Source organism: Streptomyces sp. NBC_00306 (assembly GCF_036169555.1).
Classification (GTDB): domain Bacteria; phylum Actinomycetota; class Actinomycetes; order Streptomycetales; family Streptomycetaceae; genus Streptomyces; species Streptomyces achmelvichensis.
The window spans coordinates 4,795,303-4,817,618 of sequence record NZ_CP108032.1; the positions used below are offsets into that span (position 1 = coordinate 4,795,303).

Consider the following 22,316-nt stretch of genomic DNA (forward strand, 5'->3'; position numbering starts at 1 on the left):
CCCGTTCACGGGCAGGTGTCCGACCGGCCCTGCCGGGGCAGTTCGAGCGCGACCGCCGCCGCCGAGTCGCAGTACTCCCGCACCGCGCTCGTCCGCGCGACCACCCGCCCCCGGTGGATGACGATCCGGCTGTAGGCGAGTGACAGCACGCCGGAGAGCCGTTCGCCGCGTACCGCGAGCAGTTCGGCGGGGAAGCCGGCCTCCACCCGTACCTCCGGCAGGCCCATCGCCCTGCGTGCGTCGGCCGACACCGTCCCGTACGCCTCCTGCGGGCGCATTCCGCTCTGAGAGGCCAGCAGATACGCGGGTTCCAGCGGATCGCCGCGGCCCACCGGGTTCGACACGTCCCGCAGTGTCCCGCCGCCGGCGGCCACCCGGACGCCGGCGGCGCGGAGCAGCCGGACCGGGGCGTTGCCGCGCTGTTCCACGGCGGCGCAGCCGCCCTGCGGCAGACAGACGACGGTCACGCCCGCGGCCGCGAGCTGGTCGGCGGCCCGGGACGCGATGTCGCGCGGCAGTCGGGCGAGGCCCGCGCACGGCCCGATCACCACGCCGGGCCGCAGCCCGCCCGCCATCGCCGCCAGCCGGGCCAGCCGGGCGGGGTCGTCGGCGTGGGTGTGCAGATCGACCGGGCAGCCGTGTTCGGCCGCGACCTCCAGGACGGCTTCCGCGTACCCGCTCGGGTCGGGGTCGGCGTCCGGGCAGCCGCCCACCACACCCGCGCCCATCTTCACCGCGTCCCGCAGCATCGCCAGCCCGTCCGCGCCCGCCGTGCCGGTGAGCAGCCGGGGGACGGCGACGGCCGTCAGATCGGCGAGCCCGCGCAGCGAACGCCGCGCCTGGAGCACCGCCTCCAGAGGGCCGAGCCCCTGCACGTCTCCGATGCGTACATGCGACCGCAGCGCCGTCGCCCCGTGCCCGAGCTGGAGCAACGCGGCTTCGGTGGCGCGCCGCTGGACTTCCTCGGTCTCGTACGAGACGGGGCCGGGGGAGTCCGCGGTGAGGGCGGTGTCGCCGTGGCCGTGCGCCTCGGCCGGTGCGGGCAGCAGGAGATAGCCGCTGAGATCGACGCGGGAGGAGTGCGGAGTGAGGCTGCCCGCCGTGCCGACCGCCTCGATGAGCCCGCCGCTGAGCCGTACGTCGACGATGCGGCCGTCGGTCAGCCGGGCGCCGCACAGCAGCAGCGCGGTGGTGTCAGCGGTGGCGCCGTCGGAGGGCTGCGGATGACTGTCGGGCATCGCGCTCCTGTGTGGGGCGGTGGGGCTCGGGCCGCGGGAGGAGAGGCATGATCACGCAGCGTGTGCTCGAGCCTAGGGGCGCACCGACCGCGCTTCGAGGAGGAGCGCAATAGTCGTACTGGAGTGGCCTCGTGTGGCGTACGGGACGGGCGGGGCGAGGTCCGCGTCTCACACCCGCTCAGGGCGGTCCGCGCGGCGGGTCGGAGGCCGGACAGGGGGCCACGAAACGGATTTGGGCGAACGGCGAGAGACCGTGTAATGTCTTCATCGCTCGCCCCAATAGCTCAGTCGGTAGAGCGTCTCCATGGTAAGGAGAAGGTCTACGGTTCGATTCCGTATTGGGGCTCTGATGTCGGTGATCCTCGCCTCCGGGCGAGGGGATCCGGTATCGCAGCGGTGTAGCTCAGTCGGTAGAGCAAGCGGCTCATAATCGCTGTGTCACCGGTTCAAGTCCGGTCACCGCTACACACAGTAGCCGATTGCGGGGTCGGTCCTTCGATCGGCTACTCTTTTATGCGTTCATCCGTCCAATAGTCCGTCCAAGGAGCACTCACGTGGCTGCCACCGACGTCCGCCCGAAGATCACGCTGGCCTGCGTGGAGTGCAAGGAGCGGAACTACATCACCAAGAAGAACCGGCGTAACAACCCGGACCGTCTTGAGATGAAGAAGCACTGCCCGCGCTGCAACTCGCACACGGCGCACCGCGAAACGCGCTGAATCAGGCTCGTATACGAGGCCGTCCCCACTCGGGGGCGGCCTCGTGTCGTTTGTATGGTCAATCTGTCAGGAGGGAGCCAGTCCATGGCGCTCGACCAGTCCTTCGTGGGGCGGTCCTATCCGCCCACCTCGCCCTATGAGGTCGGCCGGGAAAAGATCCGCGAGTTCGCCGAGGCGGTGGGTGACGCCAATGCCGCGTACACCGACCCGGAGGCCGCGAAGGCGCTCGGGCACGCCGATGTGATCGCTCCGCCGACGTTCGCCTTCGCGATCACCTTCCGGGCCGCGGAGGACGTCGTGGCGGATCCGCAGCTGGGCCTGGACTACTCGCGTGTGGTGCACCGCGACCAGCGGTTCGCGTACACCCGGCCGGTGCGCGCGGGCGACCGGCTGACCGTCGTGTCGACGATCGAGAGCATCAAGTCCCTTGCGGGCAACGACGTCGTGGAGGTCCGCGGCGAGGTGCACGACGAGACCGGCGAGCACGTGGTGACCGCGTGGACGAAGCTGGTGGCGCGCGCCGCCGAGGAGGCGTGATGACGGCGAAGATCTCTTACGCGGACGTCGAGGTCGGCACCGAACTGCCGGCCCAGAGCTTCCCGGTGACCCGGGCGACGCTGGTGCAGTACGCGGGCGCCTCGGGGGACTTCAACCCGATCCACTGGAACGAGAAGTTCGCGACCGAGGTCGGACTGCCCGATGTGATCGCGCACGGCATGTTCACCATGGCCGAGGCGGTCCGCGTGGTGACGGACTGGGTCGGCGACCCCGGCGCCGTCGTCGAGTACGGAGTCCGCTTCACCAGGCCGGTCATCGTGCCGAACGACGAGAAGGGCGCGCTGATCGAGGTCAGCGGCAAGGTCTCGGCGCTGCTGGACGACAAGCGGGTGCGGGTGGACCTGGTCGCCATGAGCGAGGGCGAGAAGGTGCTGAGCATGTCCCGCGCCGTCGTTCAGCTGGCCTGATCTCCGGTACGCAGCAGAGGACATACGAGGGGCGCCCGCGGCCGCGGGCGCCCCTCGCCATGTCACGCTCCGCGTTTTCGTACGTGATGTCCCTCACGCCTTGCCAAGATAGTGATTGGTCACTAACTTTGTTCGCATGGTCAGGATGAGCGCAGAAGAGCGACGCGAGAGCGTCATCCGTGCGGCGATCTCGGAGTTCGCGCTGGGTGGCTACCACGGCACCTCCACCGAGGCGATCGCCAAGCGGGTCGGCGTCTCGCAGCCGTATCTCTTCCGTCTCTTCAAGAACAAGAGGGAGCTGTTCCTCGCCGCGGCGCAGCGTTGCCTCGAAGAGACACCCAGGGCGCTGGCCGCTGCTCTGGAGGTGCGGTCGGACATCACGCCCAAGGAGGCGATGGCCGAGGCGTACATGGGGCTGATCGACGACCGGGAGCAGCTGCTGATGCAGATGCAGACCTATGTCGCGGTGGCCTCGGCCGAAGCGGCGGGCGATCACGAATTCGGGGACGCGATCCGGGCCGCCTGGGCCGAGATCTGGGACCAGGCGCGGGTCGCGCTGGGGGGAGCGCGCGACACGGCCGACTTCGCGGGCTGCGGAATGCTGATCAACGTGCTGGTGGCGTTGGGCTTTCCCCGGGATCACCGGGTGTGGTCCGGGCTCAACATGGCCGAGCTGGACGCCGTTCGCCGGTGACGGATGGCTCGCCCTGTGCCGGGGTGACGTCTGTCCCTGAAAGTTAGTAATCAATAACTAATCTACTGGGGGAGTTATGGACCAGCAGTCCGTCCGGGGCGGTTCCGCCGTCTGGGCGCTTGTCATCACCAGCGTCGCCGGCTTCATGGCGGCACTCGACAATCTCGTCGTCACCACCGCTCTGCCCTCCATCCGCGAGGACCTCGGCGGGGCGCTGGAGGACCTCGAGTGGACGGTGAGCGCGTACACCCTCACCTTCGCCGTCCTGCTGATGTTCGGCGCGGCGCTCGGCGACCGGTTCGGCCGCCGCCGGTTGTTCATGGCCGGCCTCGCGATCTTCACCGGCGCCTCGGCCGCGGCAGCGCTCGCGCCCGGCATCGACTCCCTCATCGCCGCCCGGGCCGTGCAGGGCGTGGGCGCGGCCGTCATGATGCCGCTCACCCTCACACTGCTCACGGCCGCCGTCCCGGCCGCGCGACGCGGAGCCGCGCTCGGCATATTCGGCGCGGTGACCGGTCTCGCCGTCGCCAGCGGGCCGCTCATCGGCGGCAGTCTCACCGAACACATCTCCTGGCAGTGGATCTTCTGGCTGAACGTGCCGATCGGGATCGCCCTGCTGCCGCTCGCCCGGCTGCGCCTCGCCGAGTCGTACGCGCCGAACGCCCGGCTCGACGTCCCCGGCACCCTTCTCGTCAGCGGCGGCCTCTTCGGCATCGTCTACGCGCTCGTCAACGGACAGGCGGACGGCTGGAGCAGCTTCCCGATCCTGACCGGACTCATCGTGGGCACGCTGCTGATCCTGGCGTTCATACGCCACGGCATCGGCGCCAAGAACCCCATGCTCCCCATGCGTCTCTTCCGCGACCGTGCCTTCTTCGGGATCAACATCGCCTCCCTGCTGATGTTCCTCGGCATGTTCGGCTCGATATTCCTGCTCAGCCAGTTCCTCCAGGGCGTGCTCGGCTACTCGCCCACCGAGGCCGGACTGCGGATGCTCCCCTGGACCGGAATGCCGCTGATCGTCGCGCCCGTCGCCGGATACCTCTCCGACCGGATCGGCGGCCGGCCGGTCGTCGCCACGGGCCTGGCCCTCCAGGCGATCGGCCTCGGTCTGTTCGCCATGGTCCTGGAGCCGGGGGTGTCGTACACGGCCCAGCTTCCCGGCCTGATCCTCAGCGGCATCGGCATGGCGATGTACTTCGCCCCCGCCGCGAGCGTGGTCATGTCCAGCGTCCGGCCGGCCGAACAGGGCATCGCCTCCGGCGCCAACAACGCCCTGCGTGAGGTCGGCGGGGCGCTCGGTGTCGCGGTGCTGGGTGCGGTCTTCGCCGCCCAGGGCGGGTACGAGACCCCCGACGCGTTCAGCGACGGCACCGTCCCGGCGCTGTGGATCGGTGCCGCGGCCGTCGCGCTCGCGGCGGTGATCGCGCTGATGATCCCGGGCCGCGGGCGCTCGGGCGGCCCCGTGGGGGAGGCGGCGCAGGACGAACTCAAGGAGCGGGAGCCGGCCGTGGCCTGACCCGCGGCGCCGGGGCACACGCACCCGGCCCGGCCGTGGCGTGACCCGCGGCCGTCCCGGGCTGCTGCACCTGCCCCCGGTCGCACCCCCGGTCCGTGGCCCCGCCGAGCGGCGCGGCCACGGACCGTACCCTTGTCCCCGTGCAGGAACTCCACGACGCTTCCCTCGCCCCCCTGACCACCTTCCGGCTCGGCGGCCCCGTGACCCGGCTCGTCACGGCCACGACCGACGACGAGGTGATCGCCGCCGTCCGTGCGGCGGACACGGCGGGCACCCCGCTGCTGATCATCGGCGGCGGCAGCAACCTCGTCATCGGTGACAAGGGCTTCGACGGCACGGCGCTGCGGATCGCGACCGAAGGCTTCCGGCTGGAGGGCAACCACCTGGAGCTCGCCGCCGGTGAGGTCTGGACCGAGGCGGTCGCCCGCACCGTCGAGGCGGGACTCGCGGGCATCGAGTGCCTGGCCGGTATCCCCGGCTCGGCCGGCGCGACCCCGATCCAGAACGTCGGCGCGTACGGCCAGGAGGTCTCCTCCACCATCACCGAGGTGGTCGCCTACGACCGCAGCAGCGGTGAGACGGTCACCCTCTCCAACGCCGAGTGCGCCTTCTCCTACCGTCACAGCCGTTTCAAGGAGCACCCCGAGCGCTACGTCGTGCTGCGTGTCCGCTTCGAACTGGAGGAGGCGGGAGGCCTGAGCGCCCCCCTCAAGTACGCGGAGACCGCCCGCGTACTCGGTGCGGAGCCCGGTGACCGCAAGGAGCTCGCGGAGGTCCGCCGGGCCGTCCTGGACCTGCGCGCGGGCAAGGGCATGGTCCTGGACCCCGAGGACCACGACACCTGGTCGGCCGGGTCCTTCTTCACCAACCCGATCCTGGAGGCCGACCAGTACGCGGCCTTCCTCGACCGCGTCCGCGAGCGCCTCGGCGACGGCACCGCCCCGCCCGCCTACCCGGCGGGTGACGGCCGCACGAAGACGTCAGCCGCCTGGCTGATCGACAAGGCCGGCTTCACCAAGGGCTACGGCACGGGTCCCGCGCGCATCTCCACGAAGCACACCCTCGCGCTCACCAATCGCGGCGAGGCCACCACCGAGGACCTGCTGGCGCTCGCCCGCGAGGTCGTGGCCGGGGTGCGCGAGGCCTTCGGGGTGACGCTGGTCAACGAGCCGGTGACGGTCGGCGTCAGCCTCTGAAGCCGGTGACGGCGGGCCCCGGCCTCTGACGCCGGTGACGGCGAGCCTCAACGTCCCAGCGCCGGAGGCCGCCCGCCTCCTCCGCCGCACGACCGACCGAGTACCGCGGCGGCGGGAGCCCGGCTTCAGGCCCCCGGGGCGGCCAGCCAGTCGTCGACCCCGGTCAGCAACTTCTGCTTGGTCTCGGCCGGGGCGGCGGAGCCGCGCACCGACTGGCGGGCCAGTTCCGCCAGCTCCTCGTCGGTGAAGCCGTGGTGCCTGCGGGCCAGCTCGTACTGGGCGGCCAGGCGGGAGCCGAAGAGCAGCGGGTCGTCCGCGCCCAGCGCCATCGGTACGCCCGCGTCGTACAGCGTCCGCAGCGGCACGTCCGAGGGCTTCTCGTACACCCCCAGCGCCACGTTGGAGGACGGGCACACCTCGCAGGTGATCCCGCGCTCCGCGAGCTTGCGCAGCAGCCGGGGGTCCTCCGCCGCCCGGACCCCGTGGCCCACGCGCGAGGCGTCCAGGTCGTCCAGGCAGTCGCGCACGGACGCCGGGCCCGACAGCTCGCCGCCGTGCGGCGCCGCCAGCAGTCCGCCCTCCCGCGCGATCGCGAAGGCGCGGTCGAAGTCCCGTGCCATGCCCCGGCGTTCGTCGTTGGAGAGCCCGAAACCCACCACGCCGCGGTCGGCGTACCGGACGGCCAGCCGGGCGAGCGTCCGCGCGTCCAGCGGGTGCTTCATACGGTTCGCGGCCACCAGCACGCGCATCCCGAGCCCGGTCTCCCGTGCCGCGCTGTCCACCGCGTCCAGGATGATCTCCAGCGCGGGGATCAGCCCGCCCAGCATCGGCGCGTACGAGGTGGGGTCGACCTGGATCTCCAGCCAGCCGGAGCCGTCCCGGACGTCCTCCTCGGCGGCCTCGCGCACCAGTCTCCGGATGTCCTCGGGGGAGCGCAGGCAGGACCGCGCCATGTCGTAGAGCCGCTGGAAGCGGAACCACCCGCGCTCGTCGGTGGCACGCAGCTTGGGCGGCTCGCCGCCGGTCAGTGCGTCCGGCAGGTGCACGCCGTACTTGTCGGCCAGTTCGAGCAGGGTGCCGGGCCGCATCGATCCGGTGAAGTGCAGGTGCAGATGCGCCTTGGGCAGCAGGCTCACATCTCGTACGGGAGGGGGGTTCGGGGAGTGTCCCTCGGAAAAGTCCAGCATTCCAGGATCTTGCCGCACCTCGCTGTGTCCGGGCAGCCCCTTTCCCTGATCGTGGCCTTGCCCGAACGAAGAAGCGGGCCCGGGCGGCAGCCCGGACCCGCTCGTCACGCCGGCGAAGGTCAGTCGCGCGCTTCCGCGAGGAGCTTCTGGAGGCGGGAGACGCCCTCCACCAGGTCCTCGTCGCCCAGCGCGTAGGAGAGGCGCAGATAGCCCGGCGTACCGAAGGCCTCGCCCGGGACGACCGCCACCTCGGCCTCGTCCAGGATCAGCGCCGCCAGCTCCACGGACGACTTCGGACGCTGTCCGCGGAGCTCCTTGCCCAGCAGCCCCTTGACCGACGGGTACACGTAGAACGCGCCCTCCGGCTCCGGGCAGACCACGCCGTCGATCTCGTTGAGCATCCGCACGATCGTCTGCCGCCGGCGGTCGAAGGCGGTGCGCATCTCGGCCACCGCGTCCAGGCTGCCGGACACCGCGGCCAGCGCCGCGATCTGGGCGACGTTCGACACGTTGGACGTCGCGTGCGACTGGAGGTTGGTCGCGGCCTTGACCACGTCCTTCGGGCCGATGATCCACCCCACACGCCAGCCGGTCATGGCATAGGTCTTGGCCACACCGTTGACGACGATGCACTTGTCGCGCAGCTCGGGAACGAGCGCCGGCAGCGAGGAGAAGGTGGCGTCGCCGTACACCAGGTGCTCGTAGATCTCGTCCGTCATCACCCACAGGCCGTGCTCGACGGCCCAGCGGCCGATGGCCTCCGAGTCCTCGCGGCTGTAGACGGCGCCGGTCGGGTTGGACGGGGAGACGAACAGGACGACCTTCGTACGCTCGGTGCGCGCGGCCTCCAGCTGCTCGACGGAGACCCGGTAACCGGTCGTCTCGTCGGCCACCACCTCGACCGGGACGCCGCCCGCGAGCCGGATCGACTCGGGGTAGGTCGTCCAGTACGGAGCGGGCACGATGACCTCGTCACCCGGGTCCAGGATCGCCGCGAACGCCTCGTAGATCGCCTGCTTGCCGCCGTTGGTCACCAGGATCTGCGCGGGGTCCACGGCGTAACCGGAATCCCGCAGCGTCTTGTCGGCGATGGCCTTCTTCAGCTCGGGCAGACCGCCGGCGGGCGTGTAGCGGTGGTACTTCGGGTTGCGGCAGGCCTCGATCGCAGCCTCGACGATGTAGTCGGGCGTGGGGAAGTCGGGCTCACCCGCGCCGAAGCCGATCACCGGACGCCCGGCGGCCTTGAGGGCCTTGGCCTTGGCGTCGACGGCGAGGGTGGCGGACTCGGAGATCGCACCGATGCGGGCGGAGACCCGGCGCTCGGTCGGAGGGGTTGCAGCGCTCATACGGCCATCGTCCCAGACGGCAAACGCGCCCGGCACACGTGTTTCGCGTAGCGGACAGGAACCGCTCCGGAGCTATCTGTTCGACGCGGGGCCCCTGACCACGTACACTCACTCGTCGTTGGCCCTCACCGACCACGTCTGCGGATGCGGTAGGTTGGGGAAACCACAAAGGGTCGTAGCTCAATTGGTAGAGCACTGGTCTCCAAAACCAGCGGTTGGGGGTTCAAGTCCCTCCGGCCCTGCTACACACACCTTCGCCAGGTTGTGTGCGCATGTACGTTATTCAATGAACCGCCGTGCGGCTCCACCGGGCGCGGCACGGCCACGACCCGGAATCAGGTGAAAGAACGTGACGGACGCCGTGGGCTCCATCGACACGCCTGATGCCGAGGACGAGGCGCCCTCGAAGAAGTCCCGCAAGGGCGGAAAGCGCGGGAAGAAGGGCCCTCTGGGCCGCCTCGCGCTGTTCTACCGGCAGATCGTCGCCGAGCTTCGCAAGGTCGTCTGGCCGACTCGGAACCAGCTGACGACGTACACCACAGTGGTGATTGTCTTCGTAGTCGTCATGATTGGTCTGGTGACCGTGATTGACTATGGGTTCCAGGAAGCCGTCAAGTACGTCTTCGGCTGATGCCCGCGAAGGGCGCCGGTAGCGGCGCCCCTTTCGCATGTTCCACCCCGTCTGTAGTCAGGAAGAAGCAGCCACCGTGTCTGACCCGAACGTGAACGACGCCGTTGAGCCGAGCGACAGCCTCGAGTCCCCTGAGGACGAGCTCGACATCGTCGAGGCGGCCGACGAGGACCAGGCGGAACTTGCTGACGCCGCCGCGGGCGAGCCTGCCGAGGAAGAAGCGGTCCAGGCCGACGACGACGCTGCCGCCGAGGCAGAGGTCGACGAAGCCGACGCTGACGCCGAGTCCGAGTCCGACGAGGACGAAGCCGCCGACGAGGACGAGTCCGACGAGGAGCCCCTCGTCGAGGAAGCCCCGGCCGACCCGGTCGCCGCGCTCCGCGACGAGCTGCGCGGTCTGCCCGGCGAGTGGTACGTCATCCACACCTACGCGGGCTACGAGAAGCGCGTGAAGGCGAACCTGGAGCAGCGTGCCGTCTCGCTGAACGTCGAGGACTTCATCTACCAGGCCGAAGTGCCCGAGGAAGAGATCGTCCAGATCAAGAACGGCGAGCGCAAGAACGTCCGGCAGAACAAGCTGCCCGGCTATGTGCTCGTCCGCATGGACCTGACGAACGAGTCCTGGGGCGTCGTCCGCAACACCCCCGGTGTCACCGGCTTCGTGGGCAACGCCTACGACCCGTACCCGCTGACGCTGGACGAGATCGTCAAGATGCTCGCCCCCGAGGCCGAGGAGAAGGCCGCCCGCGAGGCCGCAGAGGCCGAGGGCAAGCCGGCTCCGGCCCGCAAGGTCGAGGTCCAGGTGCTGGACTTCGAGGTCGGCGACTCGGTCACCGTCACCGACGGTCCGTTCGCGACGCTCCAGGCGACGATCAACGAGATCAACCCGGACTCGAAGAAGGTCAAGGGTCTCGTCGAGATCTTCGGCCGCGAGACCCCGGTCGAGCTGAGCTTCGACCAGATCCAGAAGAACTGATTCTGGAACACACGCCTCCGAACAGGTCAGAACGGCTCTCGCAGCCGCTCTGACCTGCTCGGTTTTTGGCCGCACAGTCATACCCGTTATCGTTGTGCGGTATGCCTCCATCCGGATGATCGGCTGGAGCGCTGGAAACTCTCACTAGGACCCGGAGAGAGCAATGCCTCCCAAGAAGAAGAAGGTCACGGGGCTTATCAAGCTCCAGATCCAGGCCGGCGCGGCCAACCCGGCTCCGCCGGTCGGCCCCGCACTGGGTCAGCACGGCGTCAACATCATGGAGTTCTGCAAGGCCTACAACGCCGCGACCGAGTCGCAGCGTGGCATGGTCGTGCCGGTGGAGATCACGGTCTACGAGGACCGTTCCTTCACCTTCATCACCAAGACTCCGCCGGCCGCCAAGCTGATCCTCAAGGCCGCGGGTGTGGACAAGGGCTCTGGCGAGCCGCACAAGACGAAGGTCGCCAAGCTGACGCGCGACCAGGTCCGTGACATCGCCACGACGAAGATGCCCGACCTGAACGCCAACGACCTGGACGCCGCCGAGAAGATCATCGCCGGCACCGCCCGTTCCATGGGCATCACGGTCGAGGGCTGACAGCCCCCGTACGACCTCAGTGGTAGGGCCAAGCGCTGGTCCGAACCACGACTCCACGCCTGAACACACAACAGGAGCAGAAGTGAAGCGCAGCAAGAACCTCCGCGCTGCGGATGCCAAGATCGACCGGGAGCGCAACTACGCCCCGCTCGAGGCCGTCCGTCTCGCCAAGGACACCGCCGCCACCAAGTTCGACGGAACCGTCGAGGTCGCCTTCCGCCTGGGCGTCGACCCGCGCAAGGCCGACCAGATGGTCCGTGGCACCGTCAACCTTCCGCACGGCACCGGCAAGACCGCCCGGGTCCTGGTCTTCGCGACCGGTGACCGTGCTGCGGCCGCGGAAGCCGCGGGCGCCGACATCGTCGGCTCCGACGAACTGATCGACGAGGTTGCGAAGGGCCGTCTGGACTTCGACGCCGTCGTCGCCACCCCGGACCTCATGGGCAAGGTCGGCCGCCTCGGCCGCGTGCTCGGTCCGCGTGGTCTGATGCCGAACCCGAAGACCGGCACCGTCACCCCCGATGTCACCAAGGCTGTGAACGACATCAAGGGCGGCAAGATCGAGTTCCGCGTCGACAAGCACTCGAACCTGCACTTCATCATCGGCAAGGTCTCCTTCGACGAGACGAAGCTGGTCGAGAACTACGCCGCGGCTCTGGAGGAGATCCTCCGTCTGAAGCCGTCCGCCGCGAAGGGCCGCTACATCAAGAAGGCGACCCTGACCACGACGATGGGCCCCGGCATCCCGCTGGACTCCAACCGCACCCGCAACCTCCTCGTCGAGGAGGACCCGGCCTCCGTCTGATCCTGACGGCAGCCGCGGGTCTCGCGCACCGAAGCCGGCCCCCGCACCTCCCAGGAGGTGCGGGGGCCGGCTTTATTCGCTGGGGCGCTGTCAGTCCCTGACGGTAGGGTCACGGGGATTTGTGAGATCCATGCGTACACCTGTGGGGGGAACGTGCATCCGATGTACCGGAAGGCGGCCGGGCTCGCGCTCGCCGGAGCACTGCTGGGCGGCGCTGCGGCCTGCTCGGGGGACGGTTCGGCCCAGCCGGACCGCAAGAGCGTCTCGAAGCCGGTACGGGTCACGTTGGCCGCGGCCATCGAGCGTGCCGCGGCGAAGAACGAGAAGCTCACCTCCCTCTCGTACCGCATGACGGGGCGGATCCCCGGGCAGGGCTCGCTCGCGGCCCGGGCCGCGATCGGCTTCAAGCCGGCCGTCATGCGAATGCACATGACGCAGAAGGACGCCGCCCAGAGCGGCGAGGTGGAGATGCGGCTCGTCGGGGGCGCCGTCTACATCAACGGCGGCAAGGACGCGGCCGACGAGCTGGACGGCAAGAGCTGGATCAAGTTCGACCTGTCCGCGATGGGCAAGAGTGCGGGCGGCCAGGATCCGTTCGCCGGCGTCGGCCGGGCCGACCGTAACCCTGCCGAGGACTCCGAGTCCCTGACCGCTGCCAAGGACCTCCGGAAGGTCGGCCCGCAGACCGTCGACGGCGTGGCCACGACGCACTACACCGGCACCGTGCAGCTGGCGACGATGCGCCAGGGCCTCGTGAAGGAGGACGCGGCGACCAGGAAGCGCCGGGAGAAGAGCCTCGAGGAGTACGAGAAGATGGGGGTCTCGTCGCTCTCGATGGACATGTGGATCGACGGGAACGACCAGACCAAGCAGTTCCGCATCCGGGCCAAGGGCACCAAGGGACCGCTGGACCTGACGATGACGTTCCTCGACTACAACAAGCCCGTCGTGGTGACGGCGCCTCCCGCGTCGGAAACCGCTGACCTGGCCGAGATGTTCAAGGGCGCCGGTCAGGAGCCGTAGGACCGATTTGCTTGACCTGGACCGCTTCACGTACTCTTCCCCAGAAGCCAAAGACCGCTGGTCGTTGCTGCGCCTTCGCAAGAGGGTGTGGCGGCCGAAGGATTCGCTGAACTGCGAACGACCCGCGCAGGTGACTGTGGAAGTACTCCCGGACGGTTCCGTCCGGTCGAGTTCACGCCCCGTGCACCTGTGCCGGGGCGTTTCGTTTTGTGCAGAGCCCCTTCTCCACGTGCCTGATTCAGGCGGTCCGGCGACGTGCGGTTGATCGAAAGGTCAGCCGAGGATCATCACCCCGGAAGGAGGCCGAGGCACATGGCGACGTCCGACAAGGTCGCAGCCGTTGCAGAAATCACGGAGAAGCTCCGCGGTTCCCATGCAGCTGTTGTGACGTCCTACACCGGACTGACCGTGGCGCAGCTCAAGGAGCTTCGCCGTTCTCTCGGCGAGAACGCTCAGTACCGAGTGGTGAAGAACACGCTGACCCAGATCGCGGCCAAGGAGGCCGGGATCGAGCTGGACGAGCACCTCAAGGGCTCGACGGCTGTTGCCTTCGTCACCGGTGACCCGGTGGTGGCGGCGAAGGGACTGCGTGACTTCGCCAAGGACAACCCCGCTCTCGTCATCAAGGGCGGTGTCCTTGAGGGTAAGGCGCTGTCCGCCGACGAGATCAAGAAGCTTGCGGACCTCGAGTCCCGCGAGGTTCTGCTCGCCAAGCTGGCGGGCGCCATGAAGGGCAAGCAGTCGCAGGCTGCCGCGCTCTTCCAGGCGCTCCCGTCGAAGTTCGTCCGCACCGCGGAAGCGCTTCGCGCCAAGAAGGCCGAGCAGGGCGGTGCCGAGTAATCGGCTCGCGCATTGACCGGGGCTATGTGACGCCCTGGTCGTAGCGGGCCTGTACGCCCGCCTTCATGTACATCCGGCACCAGCCGATTTAGTGGAAGGACCGCCATCATGGCGAAGCTCAGCCAGGACGACCTGCTCGCGCAGTTCGAAGAGATGACCCTCATCGAGCTCTCCGAGTTCGTGAAGGCCTTCGAGGAGAAGTTCGACGTCACCGCCGCCGCTCCGGTCGCCGTTGCCGCTGGTGGCGCCGCTGCCGCCCCGGCCGAGGCCGAGGCCGAGCAGGACGAGTTCGACGTCATCCTCACGGGCGCCGGCGACAAGAAGATCCAGGTCATCAAGGTCGTGCGTGAGCTGACCTCCCTGGGTCTGAAGGAGGCCAAGGACCTCGTCGACGGCACCCCGAAGCCTGTCCTCGAGAAGGTCGCCAAGGAGGCCGCTGAGAAGGCCGCCGAGTCCCTCAAGGCCGCCGGCGCCTCCGTCGAGGTCAAGTGACCTTCTGAGCCTCCCACCGTCGGTTCCGCTCAGGTTCCGCGGGAGGCACAGCGAAGGGCGATCACCCATCCGGGTGGTCGCCCTTCGGCGTTGTGGACAGGGCGCATTGCGCTTCCGTTTGCGACGAGTATCGTGATCTTCGCCGTGCGTCCCGCACCCTGGTCAGTGACGATCTCGTCAGCCGGTTGGGTTGGGGGGCCTTGACGAACCGCACGGAGCGCGCAATTCTCAGGACGCGTCGTCACAACGATCCGGATCCGAGGCATGGATCGACGACCGAACGGGCAGTAAGGATGTGCGCCTCCCGGCGCGAGGGCTTACGCGGAGTTGAGAACAACGAGGGTCTCGAAAACCCGCACTGGACATCAGTGTGCCAAGTGGCTACACTGACCCTTTGCGCTGCCTGTTAGCTGCCTCCTGCCCGTCACCAGGGGCATCCCCACGCATGAGCACAGTGGACTGAACATCCCCCAGCTGGGATTTCTTCCTCTGTGTCCGGCATGGGACCGGTACGCGCGTAGTGAGTCCGAGCCCTCGGAAGGACCCCCTCTTGGCCGCCTCGCGCAACGCCTCGACCGCGAATACGAACAACGGCGCCAGCACCGCCCCGCTGCGCATCTCTTTTGCAAAGATCAAGGAGCCCCTCGAGGTTCCGAACCTCCTCGCGCTGCAGACCGAGAGCTTTGACTGGCTTCTCGGCAATGCCGCCTGGAAGTCTCGAGTCGAGGCGGCCCTGGACAGCGGACAGGACGTCCCCACGAAGTCCGGTCTGGAGGAGATCTTCGAGGAGATCTCCCCGATCGAGGACTTCTCCGGGTCGATGTCCCTGACCTTCCGCGACCACCGCTTCGAGCCTCCGAAGAACTCCATCGACGAGTGCAAGGAGCGCGACTTCACGTACGCGGCCCCGCTCTTCGTCACCGCCGAGTTCACCAACAACGAGACCGGCGAGATCAAGTCCCAGACGGTCTTCATGGGCGACTTCCCGCTCATGACCAACAAGGGCACGTTCGTCATCAACGGCACCGAGCGTGTCGTGGTGTCGCAGCTGGTCCGCTCGCCGGGTGTCTACTTCGACTCCAACATCGACAAGACGTCCGACAAGGACATCTTCACGGCCAAGATCATCCCGTCCCGGGGTGCCTGGCTCGAGATGGAGATCGACAAGCGCGACATGGTCGGTGTCCGCATCGACCGCAAGCGCAAGCAGTCCGTCACCGTCCTCCTGAAGGCTCTCGGCTGGACCACCGAGCAGATCCTCGAGGAGTTCGGCGAGTACGAGTCCATGCGCGCCACCCTGGAGAAGGACCACACCCAGGGCCAGGACGACGCGCTGCTCGACATCTACCGCAAGCTCCGCCCGGGCGAGCCGCCCACGCGTGAGGCTGCTCAGACGCTGCTCGAGAACCTCTACTTCAACCCGAAGCGCTACGACCTCGCCAAGGTCGGCCGCTACAAGGTGAACAAGAAGCTCGGCGCGGACGAGCCGCTGGACGCCGGCGTGCTCACCACCGACGACGTCATCGCGACCATCAAGTACCTGGTCAAGCTGCACGCCGGTGAGACCGACACGGTCGGCGAGAGCGGCACCCAGATCGTCGTCGAGACCGACGACATCGACCACTTCGGCAACCGTCGTCTGCGCAACGTCGGCGAGCTCATCCAGAACCAGGTCCGCACGGGTCTGGCTCGTATGGAGCGCGTCGTGCGTGAGCGCATGACAACCCAGGACGTCGAGGCGATCACGCCGCAGACCCTGATCAACATCCGGCCGGTCGTCGCCTCCATCAAGGAGTTCTTCGGCACCAGCCAGCTGTCGCAGTTCATGGACCAGAACAACCCGCTGTCGGGTCTCACCCACAAGCGCCGTCTGTCGGCGCTCGGTCCGGGTGGTCTCTCCCGTGAGCGGGCCGGCTTCGAGGTCCGAGACGTTCACCCGTCGCACTACGGCCGCATGTGCCCGATCGAGACCCCTGAAGGCCCGAACATCGGTCTGATCGGCTCGCTCGCGTCCTACGGCCGCGTCAACGCGTTCGGTTTCGTCGAGACGCCGTACCGCCGTGTCGTCGACGACCAGGTGACCGACGACGTCGACTACCTGACCGCCGACGAGGAGGACCGCTTCGTCATCGCGCAGGCCAACGCCGCGCTGACCGACGACATGCGGTTCGCCGAGAACCGCGTGCTGGTCCGCCGTCGTGGCGGAGAGGTCGACTACGTCCCGGGCTCCGACGTGGACTACATGGACGTCTCGCCGCGCCAGATGGTGTCGGTCGCGACCGCCATGATCCCGTTCCTCGAGCACGACGACGCCAACCGTGCCCTCATGGGCGCGAACATGATGCGTCAGGCCGTTCCGCTGATCACGGCCGAGGCGCCGCTGGTCGGCACCGGCATGGAGTACCGCTGTGCGGTCGACGCCGGTGACGTCATCAAGGCCGAGAAGGACGGTGTGGTCCAGGAGGTCTCCGCGGACTACGTCACGGTCGCCAACGACGACGGCACGTACACCACGTACCGCGTCGCCAAGTTCTCCCGCTCCAACCAGGGCACCTCGGTCAACCAGAAGGTCGTCGTCAACGAGGGCGACCGCGTCGTCGAGAACCAGGTTCTCGCCGACGGTCCGGCCACCGAGCAGGGCGAGATGGCGCTGGGCAAGAACCTGCTCGTCGCCTTCATGCCGTGGGAGGGTCACAACTACGAGGACGCGATCATCCTGTCGCAGCGCCTCGTGCAGGACGACGTCCTCTCCTCGATCCACATCGAGGAGCACGAGGTCGACGCCCGTGACACCAAGCTCGGTCCGGAGGAGATCACCCGGGACATCCCGAACGTCTCCGAGGAGGTCCTCGCGGACCTCGACGAGCGCGGCATCATCCGTATCGGTGCCGAGGTCGTCGCCGGCGACATCCTCGTCGGCAAGGTCACGCCCAAGGGTGAGACCGAGCTGACCCCGGAGGAGCGTCTGCTCCGTGCGATCTTCGGTGAGAAGGCGCGCGAAGTGCGTGACACCTCGCTGAAGGTGCCCCACGGCGAGATCGGCAAGGTCATCGGCGTCCGCGTCTTCGACCGCGAAGAGGGCGACGAACTGCCGCCGGGCGTGAACCAGCTGGTCCGCGTCTACGTCGCGCAGAAGCGCAAGATCACCGACGGTGACAAGCTCGCCGGCCGTCACGGCAACAAGGGCGTCATCTCGAAGATCCTGCCGATCGAGGACATGCCGTTCCTGGAGGACGGCACCCCGGTCGACATCATCCTCAACCCGCTGGGTGTCCCGTCCCGAATGAACCCGGGACAGGTTCTCGAGATCCACCTCGGCTGGCTCGCCAGCCAGGGCTGGAAGGTCGAGGGCAGCGAGGAGTGGATGGAGCGGCTGAAGGTCATCGGCGCCGACGAGGTCGCTGCCGGTACCAACGTCGCCACCCCGGTCTTCGACGGTGCGCGCGAGGACGAGATCTCGGGTCTCTTCGAGTCCACGATCCCGAACCGCGACGGCAACCGGATGGTCCAGCCGTCCGGCAAGGCCAACCTGTTCGACGGCCGCTCCGGTGAGCCGTTCCCGGACCCGGTTTCGGTCGGGTACATGTACATCCTCAAGCTCCACCACCTGGTCGACGACAAGCTCCACGCACGTTCGACCGGTCCGTACTCGATGATCACGCAGCAGCCGCTGGGTGGTAAGGCACAGTTCGGTGGCCAGCGCTTCGGTGAGATGGAGGTGTGGGCGCTCGAGGCTTATGGAGCCGCCTACGCCCTCCAGGAGCTGCTGACCATCAAGTCCGACGACGTGACCGGCCGCGTGAAGGTCTACGAGGCCATCGTCAAGGGCGAGAACATCCCCGAGCCGGGCATTCCCGAGTCCTTCAAGGTGCTCATCAAGGAAATGCAGTCGCTCTGCCTCAACGTGGAGGTGCTGTCCTCGGACGGCATGTCCATCGAGATGCGCGACACCGACGAGGACGTCTTCCGCGCGGCGGAGGAGCTCGGTATCGACCTGTCCCGGCGCGAGCCGAGCAGCGTCGAAGAGGTCTGACGGGCCTGACGGGGGGCTCGCTCAAGAGCCCCCCGTCATCCCCGGGACCGTTCAGACCATGATTGAGACTCGACCCCGAAAGAGGGATTGACGCACAGTGCTCGACGTCAACTTCTTCGACGAGCTGCGGATCGGCCTTGCCACCGCGGACGACATCCGAACCTGGTCGCACGGCGAGGTCAAGAAGCCGGAGACCATCAACTACCGCACGCTCAAGCCCGAAAAGGACGGACTCTTCTGCGAGAAGATCTTCGGTCCGACCCGGGACTGGGAGTGCTACTGCGGCAAGTACAAGCGTGTCCGCTTCAAGGGCATCATCTGTGAGCGCTGTGGCGTCGAGGTCACGCGTGCCAAGGTGCGCCGTGAGCGGATGGGCCACATCGAACTGGCCGCACCCGTCACCCACATCTGGTACTTCAAGGGTGTTCCGTCGCGCCTGGGCTACCTGCTGGACCTGGCGCCGAAGGACCTCGAGAAGGTCATCTACTTCGCCGCGTACATGATCACGTTCGTGGACGAGGAGCGCCGTACGCGCGACCTGCCCTCGCTGGAGGCCCACGTCTCCGTCGAGCGCCAGCAGGTCGAGAACCGCCGCGACTCCGACCTCGAGGCCCGTGCCAAGAAGCTCGAGACCGACCTGGCCGAGCTCGAGGCAGAGGGCGCGAAGGCCGATGTGCGCCGCAAGGTGCGCGAGGGCGCCGAGCGTGAGATGAAGCAGCTGCGCGACCGTGCGCAGCGCGAGATCGACCGCCTCGACGAGGTGTGGAGCCGCTTCAAGAACCTCAAGGTCCAGGACCTGGAGGGTGACGAGCTGCTCTACCGCGAGCTGCGTGACCGCTTCGGCACGTACTTCGACGGCTCGATGGGTGCCGCGGCGCTGCAGAAGCGCCTGGAGTCCTTCGACCTCGACGAGGAGGCCGAGCGCCTCCGCGAGATCATCCGTACCGGCAAGGGCCAGAAGAAGACCCGTGCGCTCAAGCGCCTCAAGGTCGTCTCCGCGTTCCTGCAGACCAGCAACAGCCCCAAGGGCATGGTGCTGGACTGCGTGCCGGTCATCCCGCCGGACCTGCGTCCGATGGTGCAGCTGGACGGTGGCCGTTTCGCGACCTCCGACCTGAACGACCTGTACCGCCGTGTGATCAACCGCAACAACCGCCTCAAGCGTCTCCTTGACCTCGGTGCCCCCGAGATCATCGTGAACAACGAGAAGCGGATGCTGCAGGAGGCCGTCGACGCGCTGTTCGACAACGGCCGCCGTGGTCGCCCGGTCACCGGTCCCGGTAACCGCCCGCTGAAGTCCCTCAGCGACATGCTGAAGGGCAAGCAGGGTCGTTTCCGTCAGAACCTGCTCGGCAAGCGAGTCGACTACTCGGCGCGTTCCGTCATCGTCGTCGGCCCGCAGCTGAAGCTGCACCAGTGCGGTCTGCCCAAGGCCATGGCGCTGGAGCTCTTCAAGCCGTTCGTGATGAAGCGCCTGGTGGACCTGAACCACGCGCAGAACATCAAGTCGGCCAAGCGCATGGTCGAGCGTGGCCGCACCGTCGTGTACGACGTCCTCGAAGAGGTCATCGCCGAACACCCGGTGCTGCTGAACCGTGCGCCGACCCTGCACCGCCTCGGCATCCAGGCCTTCGAGCCGCAGCTGGTCGAGGGCAAGGCCATCCAGATCCACCCGCTCGTCTGCACCGCGTTCAACGCGGACTTCGACGGTGACCAGATGGCCGTGCACCTGCCGCTCTCCGCGGAGGCGCAGGCCGAGGCCCGCATCCTGATGCTGTCCTCCAACAACATCCTCAAGCCGGCCGACGGCCGTCCGGTCACCATGCCCACCCAGGACATGGTGCTCGGCCTCTTCTTCCTCACCACGGACGAGGAGGAGCGCGAGGTCAAGGGCGAGGGCCGGTCCTTCGGCTCCACCGCCGAGGCGATCATGGCGTTCGACGCCAAGGAGCTCTCGCTCCAGGCGAAGGTCGACATCCGCTTCCCGGTGGGCACCATCCCGCCGCGCGGCTGGACCCCCCCGGCCGTCGAGGAGGGCGAGGACGGCGTCGGCGAGCGTGTGTACCAGCAGGGCGACAGCTTCCGGCTGCGCACGACGCTGGGCCGCGCGCTCTTCAACGAGCTGCTGCCCGAGGACTACCCGTTCGTCGACTACTCGGTGGGCAAGAAGCAGCTCTCCGAGATCGTGAACGACCTCGCCGAGCGCTACCCCAAGGTCATCGTGGCGGCGACGCTCGACAACCTGAAGTCCGCGGGCTTCTTCTGGGCGACCCGTTCCGGTGTCACCGTGGCCATCTCCGACGTCGTGGTCCCCGAGGCCAAGAAGGCGATCGTCCGGGGCTACGAGGAGCAGGACGAGAAGGTCCAGAAGCAGTACGAGCGCGGTCTGATCACCAAGCAGGAGCGCACGCAGGAGCTCATCACCATCTGGACCAAGGCGACCAACGAGGTTGCCGAGGCGATGAACGCGAACTTCCCGAAGACCAACCCCATCTTCATGATGGTGAACTCGGGTGCTCGCGGAAACATGATGCAGATGCGTCAGATCGCCGGTATGCGTGGTCTGGTGTCCAACGCCAAGAACGAGACGATTCCGCGTCCCATCAAGGCGTCGTTCCGTGAGGGCCTGTCCGTGCTGGAGTACTTCATCTCCACGCACGGTGCCCGTAAGGGTCTGGCGGACACCGCCCTGCGTACCGCCGACTCGGGTTACCTGACCCGTCGTCTGGTGGACGTCTCGCAGGACGTGATCATTCGCGAGGAGGACTGCGGCACCGACCGTGGCCTCAAGCTGAAGATCGCCGAGCGGGGTGCCGACGGCTCCCTGCGCAAGACCGAGGACGTCGAGACCTCCGTGTACGCGCGGATGCTCGCCGAGGACGTCGTCGTCGACGGCAAGGTCATCGCGCCGGCCAACGTCGACCTGGGTGACGTGCTCATCGACGCCCTGGTGGGCGCCGGTGTCGAGGAGGTCAAGACCCGCTCGGTCCTGACCTGTGAGTCCGCGGTCGGCACCTGTGCCTTCTGCTACGGACGCTCGCTGGCCACCGGCAAGCTGGTCGACATCGGTGAGGCGGTCGGCATCATCGCCGCCCAGTCCATCGGTGAGCCCGGTACCCAGCTGACGATGCGTACCTTCCACACCGGTGGTGTGGCCGGTGACGACATCACCCAGGGTCTGCCCCGTGTCGTCGAGCTCTTCGAGGCTCGTACGCCCAAGGGTGTCGCCCCGATCTCGGAGGCGGCCGGCCGCGTCCGTATCGAGGAGACCGAGAAGACCAAGAAGCTCGTCGTCACCCCGGACGACGGCAGCGACGAGACGCCGTTCCCGATCTCGAAGCGTGCCCGTCTCCTGGTGGGCGAGGGCGACCACGTCGAGGTGGGCCAGAAGCTCACCGTGGGTGCCACCAACCCGCACGACGTGCTGCGGATCCTCGGTCAGCGCGCGGTCCAGGTCCACCTGGTCGGCGAGGTCCAGAAGGTCTACAACTCGCAGGGTGTGTCGATCCACGACAAGCACATCGAGATCATCATCCGGCAGATGCTCCGCCGAGTGACGATCATCGAGTCCGGCGACGCCGAGCTGCTTCCGGGCGAGCTCGTCGAGCGGTCGAAGTTCGAGACCGAGAACCGTCGTGTGGTCACCGAGGGCGGTCACCCCGCCTCCGGCCGTCCGCAGCTGATGGGTATCACCAAGGCCTCGCTCGCGACCGAGTCGTGGCTGTCGGCGGCGTCCTTCCAGGAGACGACCAGGGTTCTGACCGACGCGGCGATCAACGCCAAGTCGGACTCCCTGATCGGCCTCAAGGAGAACGTCATCATCGGTAAGCTCATCCCGGCCGGTACGGGTCTGTCCCGCTACCGCAACATCCGGGTGGAGCCCACCGAGGAGGCCAAGGCCGCGATGTACTCGGCCGTCGGCTACGACGACATCGACTACTCGCCGTTCGGCACCGGCTCCGGCCAGGCCGTTCCGCTGGAGGACTACGACTACGGTCCGTACAACCAGTAAGCAGTAGTACGTCCCTCAGGACGTCCACAGGGCGGCCATCCC

18 protein-coding genes and 3 tRNA genes are annotated in these 22,316 nt (G+C 68.0%); 18 read left to right on the top strand and 3 right to left on the bottom strand.

Going from position 1 to position 22,316, the window contains the following annotated elements; all coding sequences use genetic code 11:
* Positions 1-5: 5 nt before the first annotated feature.
* The gene (locus tag OHA05_RS21400; protein ID WP_313944710.1) at positions 6-1,238 is read right to left on the bottom strand and encodes an amidohydrolase family protein; all 1,233 of its coding nucleotides are present in this window, start codon (positions 1,236-1,238) and stop codon (positions 6-8) included.
* A 273-nt stretch (positions 1,239-1,511) separates the two neighbouring features.
* Here OHA05_RS21400 and OHA05_RS21405 point away from each other — a divergent pair.
* The 8 genes from OHA05_RS21405 (at position 1,512) to OHA05_RS21440 (ending at position 6,331) form a co-directional block, all read left to right on the top strand.
* A tRNA-Thr gene (locus OHA05_RS21405) sits at positions 1,512-1,584 on the top strand.
* Positions 1,585-1,630: 46 nt separating this feature from the next.
* A tRNA-Met gene (locus tag OHA05_RS21410) sits at positions 1,631-1,703 on the top strand.
* Positions 1,704-1,792: 89 nt separating this feature from the next.
* Complete coding sequence (gene rpmG, locus OHA05_RS21415; RefSeq protein ID WP_003956487.1) at positions 1,793-1,957, top strand: 50S ribosomal protein L33; 165 nt, start codon at positions 1,793-1,795, stop codon at positions 1,955-1,957.
* 84 nt (positions 1,958-2,041) lie between these two features.
* Positions 2,042-2,494, top strand: coding sequence for a MaoC family dehydratase N-terminal domain-containing protein (locus OHA05_RS21420; RefSeq protein ID WP_313944709.1), 453 nt, complete (start codon positions 2,042-2,044; stop codon positions 2,492-2,494).
* Entirely contained in the window at positions 2,494-2,922 is a 429-nt protein-coding gene (locus OHA05_RS21425; RefSeq protein WP_328861466.1) for a MaoC family dehydratase, read from the top strand. The genes OHA05_RS21420 and OHA05_RS21425 overlap by 1 nt, the downstream gene beginning before the upstream one ends.
* Before the next feature lie 136 nt (positions 2,923-3,058).
* Entirely contained in the window at positions 3,059-3,616 is a 558-nt protein-coding gene (locus OHA05_RS21430) for a TetR/AcrR family transcriptional regulator (RefSeq protein ID WP_313944707.1), read from the top strand.
* A gap of 76 nt (positions 3,617-3,692) precedes the next feature.
* Positions 3,693-5,135, top strand: a complete 1,443-nt coding sequence (locus tag OHA05_RS21435; RefSeq protein ID WP_328861467.1) for an MFS transporter — start codon at positions 3,693-3,695, stop codon at positions 5,133-5,135.
* Positions 5,136-5,230: 95 nt separating this feature from the next.
* Positions 5,231-6,331, top strand: a complete 1,101-nt coding sequence (locus OHA05_RS21440; protein ID WP_328861468.1) for a UDP-N-acetylmuramate dehydrogenase — start codon at positions 5,231-5,233, stop codon at positions 6,329-6,331.
* 125 nt (positions 6,332-6,456) lie between these two features.
* On the opposite strand, the gene OHA05_RS21445 is transcribed toward OHA05_RS21440, so the two are convergent.
* Together OHA05_RS21445 and OHA05_RS21450 are read right to left on the bottom strand one after the other, a co-directional pair.
* Complete coding sequence (locus OHA05_RS21445) at positions 6,457-7,518, bottom strand: adenosine deaminase (RefSeq protein ID WP_328861469.1); 1,062 nt, start codon at positions 7,516-7,518, stop codon at positions 6,457-6,459.
* A gap of 119 nt (positions 7,519-7,637) precedes the next feature.
* Positions 7,638-8,864: a pyridoxal phosphate-dependent aminotransferase gene (locus OHA05_RS21450; RefSeq protein WP_313944703.1), complete on the bottom strand. Its 1,227-nt coding sequence runs from the start codon at positions 8,862-8,864 to the stop codon at positions 7,638-7,640.
* Positions 8,865-9,033: 169 nt separating this feature from the next.
* On the opposite strand from OHA05_RS21450, the gene OHA05_RS21455 reads away from it, so the two are divergent.
* The 10 genes from OHA05_RS21455 to OHA05_RS21500 all read left to right on the top strand — a co-directional run bounded on the left by OHA05_RS21455 (position 9,034) and on the right by OHA05_RS21500 (position 22,274).
* Positions 9,034-9,106, top strand: a tRNA-Trp gene (locus tag OHA05_RS21455).
* 107 nt (positions 9,107-9,213) lie between these two features.
* Positions 9,214-9,495 carry a preprotein translocase subunit SecE gene (gene secE, locus OHA05_RS21460; protein ID WP_313944702.1) on the top strand — a complete coding sequence of 94 codons (282 nt, stop codon included), beginning with the start codon at positions 9,214-9,216 and terminating at the stop codon, positions 9,493-9,495.
* Between the two features lie 76 nt (positions 9,496-9,571).
* Entirely contained in the window at positions 9,572-10,471 is a 900-nt protein-coding gene (gene nusG, locus OHA05_RS21465; RefSeq protein ID WP_313944701.1) for a transcription termination/antitermination protein NusG, read from the top strand.
* 163 nt (positions 10,472-10,634) lie between these two features.
* The gene (gene rplK / locus OHA05_RS21470; protein WP_123188882.1) at positions 10,635-11,069 is read left to right on the top strand and encodes a 50S ribosomal protein L11; all 435 of its coding nucleotides are present in this window, start codon (positions 10,635-10,637) and stop codon (positions 11,067-11,069) included.
* A gap of 82 nt (positions 11,070-11,151) precedes the next feature.
* The gene (rplA, locus tag OHA05_RS21475) at positions 11,152-11,874 is read left to right on the top strand and encodes a 50S ribosomal protein L1 (RefSeq protein ID WP_313944700.1); all 723 of its coding nucleotides are present in this window, start codon (positions 11,152-11,154) and stop codon (positions 11,872-11,874) included.
* A 162-nt stretch (positions 11,875-12,036) separates the two neighbouring features.
* Complete coding sequence (locus OHA05_RS21480) at positions 12,037-12,897, top strand: DUF1396 domain-containing protein (protein ID WP_328861470.1); 861 nt, start codon at positions 12,037-12,039, stop codon at positions 12,895-12,897.
* Positions 12,898-13,209: 312 nt separating this feature from the next.
* Positions 13,210-13,737, top strand: coding sequence for a 50S ribosomal protein L10 (gene rplJ / locus OHA05_RS21485; protein WP_328861471.1), 528 nt, complete (start codon positions 13,210-13,212; stop codon positions 13,735-13,737).
* Positions 13,738-13,845: 108 nt separating this feature from the next.
* On the top strand, positions 13,846-14,229 hold the full coding sequence (rplL, locus tag OHA05_RS21490) for a 50S ribosomal protein L7/L12 (protein WP_313944697.1): 384 nt from the start codon (positions 13,846-13,848) through the stop codon (positions 14,227-14,229).
* A 550-nt stretch (positions 14,230-14,779) separates the two neighbouring features.
* Complete coding sequence (rpoB, locus tag OHA05_RS21495; protein ID WP_313944696.1) at positions 14,780-18,262, top strand: DNA-directed RNA polymerase subunit beta; 3,483 nt, start codon at positions 14,780-14,782, stop codon at positions 18,260-18,262.
* 97 nt (positions 18,263-18,359) lie between these two features.
* On the top strand, positions 18,360-22,274 hold the full coding sequence (locus OHA05_RS21500) for a DNA-directed RNA polymerase subunit beta' (RefSeq protein ID WP_313944695.1): 3,915 nt from the start codon (positions 18,360-18,362) through the stop codon (positions 22,272-22,274).
* Positions 22,275-22,316 lie beyond the last annotated feature (42 nt).

Excerpts from the sequence above, each read along its gene's own strand:
- OHA05_RS21445 (WP_328861469.1), bottom strand. The coding sequence starts at position 7,518 with ATGCTGGACTTTTCCGAGGGACACTCCCCGAACCCCCCTCCCGTACGA.
- OHA05_RS21420 (WP_313944709.1), top strand. The coding sequence starts at position 2,042 with ATGGCGCTCGACCAGTCCTTCGTGGGGCGGTCCTATCCGCCCACCTCG.
- OHA05_RS21435 (WP_328861467.1), top strand. The coding sequence starts at position 3,693 with ATGGACCAGCAGTCCGTCCGGGGCGGTTCCGCCGTCTGGGCGCTTGTC.
- OHA05_RS21425 (WP_328861466.1), top strand. The coding sequence starts at position 2,494 with ATGACGGCGAAGATCTCTTACGCGGACGTCGAGGTCGGCACCGAACTG.
- rplL (WP_313944697.1), top strand. The coding sequence starts at position 13,846 with ATGGCGAAGCTCAGCCAGGACGACCTGCTCGCGCAGTTCGAAGAGATG.
- rplJ (WP_328861471.1), top strand. The coding sequence starts at position 13,210 with ATGGCGACGTCCGACAAGGTCGCAGCCGTTGCAGAAATCACGGAGAAG.
- OHA05_RS21430 (WP_313944707.1), top strand. The coding sequence starts at position 3,059 with ATGGTCAGGATGAGCGCAGAAGAGCGACGCGAGAGCGTCATCCGTGCG.
- rplK (WP_123188882.1), top strand. The coding sequence starts at position 10,635 with ATGCCTCCCAAGAAGAAGAAGGTCACGGGGCTTATCAAGCTCCAGATC.
- OHA05_RS21450 (WP_313944703.1), bottom strand. The coding sequence starts at position 8,864 with ATGAGCGCTGCAACCCCTCCGACCGAGCGCCGGGTCTCCGCCCGCATC.
- OHA05_RS21480 (WP_328861470.1), top strand. The coding sequence starts at position 12,037 with ATGTACCGGAAGGCGGCCGGGCTCGCGCTCGCCGGAGCACTGCTGGGC.
- OHA05_RS21400 (WP_313944710.1), bottom strand. The coding sequence starts at position 1,238 with ATGCCCGACAGTCATCCGCAGCCCTCCGACGGCGCCACCGCTGACACC.